The organism is Fusibacter sp., from assembly GCF_057447755.1.
In genome coordinates this window covers 1-5,686 of record NZ_JBVBZF010000234.1, presented here as the reverse complement: position 1 = coordinate 5,686, position 5,686 = coordinate 1, and the positions used below count along the sequence as shown (strand labels likewise).

5 protein-coding genes are annotated in these 5,686 nt (G+C 38.6%); all 5 read left to right on the top strand.

The window, feature by feature from the left end; translation table 11 throughout:
- A partial coding sequence (gene murA, locus AC220I_RS17305) for a UDP-N-acetylglucosamine 1-carboxyvinyltransferase (RefSeq protein WP_486725117.1) occupies positions 1-882 on the top strand: 882 nt, incomplete at its 5' end.
- A gap of 94 nt (positions 883-976) precedes the next feature.
- Complete coding sequence (gene mreB, locus AC220I_RS17300; protein WP_486725116.1) at positions 977-2,008, top strand: rod shape-determining protein MreB; 1,032 nt, start codon at positions 977-979, stop codon at positions 2,006-2,008.
- 158 nt (positions 2,009-2,166) lie between these two features.
- The gene (nadA, locus tag AC220I_RS17295) at positions 2,167-3,078 is read left to right on the top strand and encodes a quinolinate synthase NadA (RefSeq protein WP_486725115.1); all 912 of its coding nucleotides are present in this window, start codon (positions 2,167-2,169) and stop codon (positions 3,076-3,078) included.
- Between the two features lie 10 nt (positions 3,079-3,088).
- The gene (gene nadB, locus AC220I_RS17290; protein WP_486725114.1) at positions 3,089-4,561 is read left to right on the top strand and encodes an L-aspartate oxidase; all 1,473 of its coding nucleotides are present in this window, start codon (positions 3,089-3,091) and stop codon (positions 4,559-4,561) included.
- A complete protein-coding gene (gene nadC, locus AC220I_RS17285) occupies positions 4,548-5,387 on the top strand; it encodes a carboxylating nicotinate-nucleotide diphosphorylase (RefSeq protein WP_486725113.1) in 840 nt (279 codons plus the stop codon). Before nadB ends, nadC begins: the two co-directional genes overlap by 14 nt.
- Positions 5,388-5,686 lie beyond the last annotated feature (299 nt).

Here is a 5,686-nt window from a genome sequence, read left to right as displayed (position 1 = left end):
CTTAAAGGGTTTCAGGCATTAGGGGCAGAAGTGACTCTCGGTCATGGTTATATTGAAGCTAAAGCTGAGAATGGTTTAATTGGCTCAGAAATATATCTGGATTTCCCAAGTGTTGGTGCCACTGAAAACATTATGATGGCAGCAACAATGGCAAAAGGACAGACTTTAATTCAAAATGCTGCCAAAGAACCAGAAATTATCGATTTGGCCAATTTCTTAAATGAAATGGGTGCAAATGTTAAGGGTGCTGGTACCGATACGATTAGAATCAATGGGGTTACTTCGTTGAAGGGTACAAGACATCAAACGATTCCTGATCGAATTATTACTGCAACCTACATGGTAGCAGCGGCAATGACAAATGGCGACATAACGATTGAGAATGTCGTTTCAAGTCATGTTAAGCCAATTACAGCCAAGCTCAGAGAAATGGGCGTTCTTGTGGAGGATGATGATGATAGAATCCGTGTAACATCAACAGGTGCACTTAAAGCTGTAGACATCACGACCTTGCCTTATCCAGGCTTCCCAACTGATGCACAGGCACAGTTCATGGCACTTTTATCTATCTCTGAGGGGACAAGTGTGATTACGGAGACTGTATTTGAGAATCGCTTTAGACATGTAGCAGAGATCAATAGGATGGGTGCGAATGTTAAAATCGAAGGTCATAGTGCTGTCATCCAAGGGGTTAAAGACATCCAAGGGGCACAAGTTAAAGCTACTGATTTAAGAGCAGGTGCGGCGCTTGTACTTGCAGGATTGATTGCCGATGGGATTACAGAGATTGATGATATATATCACATCGATAGAGGCTATCCTCAAATTGAAAGAGACTTGTTAAGTCTTGGTGCTAAGATCAGAAGAATTGACGAAGAATAAATAAGGCATCAAGGGCTTTATTCATAAAGTAATAAACCTATAATTCGAGAAGTTGAATTGTCAAAAATGAAATGATGTGGAAGGTGGATAATTCATGTTTGGAATCGGCGCTGAAATTGGAATAGACTTAGGAACTGCCAGCGTATTGGTATATATTAAAGGCAAAGGAATTGTTTTAAGAGAGCCTTCCGTTGTTGCAATTGATAAAAATACAGATCGCGTACTTGCAGTTGGCAACGAAGCACGAAAAATGTTAGGACGAACACCAGGGAATATTATCGCAATTAGGCCTCTGAAAGATGGGGTTATTTCTGATTATGATGTTACTGAAAGAATGCTCCGATATTTTATCAATAAAACATGTGGAAAAAGAAGATTATTCAAACCTAAAATCATCATCTGTGTGCCAAGTGGTGTTACAGAAGTTGAAAAGAGAGCTGTTCTTGATGCGACAACTGAGGCAGGCGGTGGTAAAACATTCTTAATTGAAGAACCAATTGCTGCTGCAATAGGTGCAGGTCTCGATATTACAAAACCAGATGGAAATATGGTGATAGATATTGGTGGTGGTACTTCTGATATTGCCGTTATTTCACTTGATGGCATCGTTGTAAGCAGTTCCATTAAAGTCGCTGGAGATAAATTTGACGAGGCGATTATAAAGTATATGAGAAAACGTCATAATCTCCTCATCGGTGAAAGAACTGCTGAGGAGCTTAAAATAAACGTTGGAACAGCTTATCCGAGAACTAAGATTGTGAAAATGGATTGCCGAGGAAGAGATTTGATTACTGGTCTTCCTAAAAATATCAGTATATCAAGTGATGAAATGCTTGAAGCATTAAGCGAAGCTGTTAATGCCATATGTGATGCAGTACATGCAGTACTTGAAAAAACCCCACCAGAACTTGCTGCTGATATCAGTTCAAGAGGAATTGTCATGACGGGCGGCGGCTCTTTACTAAATGGTCTTAACAAGCAACTTGAAAAAAGAACCGGTATACCGACCTATATCGCGGATGATGCAGTTAGTTGTGTCGCTAAGGGAACGGGCATGAGCTTAGAGTATTTAGACATACTCGAGAAAAATATGATGACGACCTCTTCTAGAAAGCGTTATCTATAAAATGAATTTAAAAAGGATTTCTGTGGATCACTTGATTAAAAAGTGACCCCTGAAATCCTTTTATTATTTTCATAACGGTTGAAGTGATTCTTGATTTATGGTATATTACTGGTGACGAAGTGACAAGACATATGTAATGTCACCGAAAGGAGACGGCAGTGAATTCAAATATCATTCAAAAAATTAGAAAGCTTAAAATAGAGAGAAAAGCAATCATACTAGCACACCATTATCAATCGGAAGAAATCAAAGAAGTTGCAGATTATGTAGGTGATTCTCTTGAACTTGCAAGAATTGCTTCAAATTGTAAAGAAGAAGTCTTGGTCTTGTGTGGTGTTTACTTTATGGCAGAAACCGCAAAGATATTATCACCCAATAAAAAGGTGATTTTACCCAACCTAGATGCTGGTTGTCCAATGGCGGATATGGTTACTGCAGAAAGGTTAAGAGAAGAAAAGTCAAAATATCCAAATGCAAAAGTCGTATGTTATGTAAACTCATCTGCAGAAGTGAAAGCTGAAAGTGATGTTTGTTGTACATCATCAAATGCAGTTAAGATTGTAAAAAACCTCGATGCCGAGCAAATTATTTTTGTGCCGGACCAAAATTTAGGCCATTACGTATCGAAATTTGTTCCTGACAAGGAAGTGATTTTATGGCGTGGTTTTTGTCCAACACACCATCGAATTGACCTGGAGGATGTGTCTGCCATGAGAGCCCAGCATCCAGATGCGGCCTTGCTAGTTCATCCTGAGTGTAAGCCTGTAATCGTTGAAGCTGCTGATTATGTAGGGTCTACATCACAAATTATAGAATATGCAAAAAATACAACCGCTTCAACCTTGATTATCGGAACCGAAGAGGGTGTAATGCCAACACTTCAAAAAAATAGTCCAGAGAAAACATTTGTGCTTTTAAACCCTAATTTCAGATGTCCTAATATGAAAAAGACAACACTTGATGATGTTTATATGGCACTTGAAGTTGGCGGAAATGAAATTGAACTCGAAAAGTCTATACGTGAAAAAGCGTATTCAGCAATAAATCGCATGCTAGAAATGTCGAAATGAAGGTGATGATTTGAATCAAATCGAAACAGATGTAGTCATTGTAGGTGCAGGGTTGGCAGGTATGTATACTGCTTTAATGTTACCCGATAACCTTAGGATTTTACTTGTTTCAAAAGCAGATGTTAAGGAAACGAACAGCTATCTTGCACAAGGTGGCATTGCTGCAGCTATGATAAAAGAAAATGATTCTCCAGAAAAACATTATGAAGATACCTTGAAAAGTGGTAGATACTTTAATGATCCGGAGACTGTAAAAATTTTAGTAGCTGAAGCTGAAGAGAATATGCATGCACTTGAGAATTTAGGGGTAGGATTTGACCGAGATGCCTCAGGCAATTATTTGATGGGCATGGAAGGTGCCCATAGTGTCGCTCGAATTTTAAGAATTGGTGATCACACAGGCAGATCTATTATGGAAGTGCTTTCGGAACGCGTCGAAGAATCTGAAAACATCGTATGGATTAAGCCTTTTTTTGGCGTTGACTTGCTCATGAATGAGGGGATTTGTACGGGTATTAAGGGTTTGTTAAATGGGACATCAACAGAAATTTATTCAAACTTCACGATACTTGCAACAGGCGGTATTGGACATTTATATAGCTTTACCAGCAATTCATCTGGAATCGATGGAAGTGGTATTGCTATGGCCATAAGAGCTGGTGTTAAGACAGCGCATATGAACCGTACTCAATTTCATCCAACTGTTTTTTATACACCAGAGCTTGAGGGAAGACAATTCTTGATTTCAGAGGCTGTAAGAGGTGAAGGTGCAATTCTTAGGAACCATACAGGAGAGCGTTTTATGGAAAGGTATGATGAGCGTCTTGAACTTGCACCTAGGGATGTTGTTTCTTCAGCGATTGAAAAAGAGATGACGCTAAACGGCACAAATTGTGTTTATTTAGATGTAACCCACCTTTCAAGCGCTTTTTTGAAGGAAAGGTTTCCAACCATTTATGCGTTTTGTTTGACGCAAGGTATCCAAATGGATAAGGATCTGATTCCTGTAGCGCCAAGACTTCATTATTTCATGGGTGGCATCCAAACAGATGTCGTGGGAAGAACCTCTGTAGAAGGTTTATTTGCAGTTGGTGAATGTGCCCATACTGGCGTCCATGGCATAAATAGACTCGCTAGCAATTCGCTTCTTGAAGCAGTTGTATTTGGTAAAAGAATTGCAAAGGAAATTGAAAAAATGAATCTTAAGCATGAAAAAGTTGTACAAGTCTATTCTGATAGGGTACAACAATCTGCACCTTATAATATAAAACTTGAAACCCTACAAGGGTGGATGGATCAGTATATGGGAATCAATCGAGACCCTGCTGAGCTTAATAAGTTATACCAAAAAATATCTAAAATTATGGACAATCCTGAAGTCGTTTCAGACGTTAGTATAGAAAGCATTAGAATTTACAATGCCTTGCTCATGATGAAAGTGATGGTCTCTGATGCCTTAAAGGAGCTGAATGGAAATGATTAAATTTATAGTAGATGATATTATTAAAAATGCGTTAATGGAAGATATGAACTATGGCGACATCACATCTGAGACACTTCTTCATGGAACTGAGAAAAGTGTTGCCGATTTAATTGCAAAAGAAAAGGGTATTGTATCAGGAATTGATGTTTTCGAAAGAACATTTATGATGGTAGATCAATTATGTGAAATAGAATGGTTTGTCAAAGAGGGTGAGGCAGTAAGCAAGGATCAAAGATTGGCTGTTATCTCAGGAAGTTCGGTTAATCTTTTAAGAGCGGAGAGGACTGCTTTAAACTTGCTACAGAGAATGTCCGGGATCTCAACGATGACTGACTTATATGTTCAAGCGGTTAAACCCTATAGGGCTCGAATCGTCGACACAAGAAAAACCCTACCTGGATTAAGAGTGCTTGATAAGATTGCTGTAAAATTAGGAGGCGGTCATAATCATAGATTTAATCTTTCAGATGCGGTGATGATCAAAGATAATCATATTCGAGCTGTCGGGAGTATAAAAGAAGCTGTAAGAAGGACAAGAGCAAGTATTCCCCATACTACAAAAATTGAAGTTGAAGTAGAAAGCCTTGATGAACTTAAGGAAGCATTAGATGCTGGTGCAGATATCATCATGCTGGACAATATGAACAATGAAATGATGCATCAGGCAGTTTTGATAACGAATCAACGTGCAATTTTAGAAGCATCTGGCAATGTAACGCTTGAACGTGTAAATGCCATTGCAGCAACAGGCGTTGATGTGATTTCAGTTGGTGCACTCACGCATTCTGTTAAGGCACTGGATATCAGTTTAAAATTTCGATACTAAAAATGGATGAGAAAAAATAAAACGACTTACACCTTCTACGGAATGCCCGTAGGGGCTAAGTCGTTTTTTTTGTTCAAATTTTGTTGTAGGTAACAACATTTGAGCCATCTACCGATGCCTCAAAGCAATTTTCACTGATACTGCTTGAGGTTGAAGACCCCTCATCGCAGCTTTTGGTTCAAATTTTGTTGTTTATAATAAAAAAAGGGAATGTTCAAGATTGCACTTGATCATTCCAAAATGAGGAAATTGAAATTAATAAAGGGTATGGTATTTTAACCACCTCTAATATAACATTT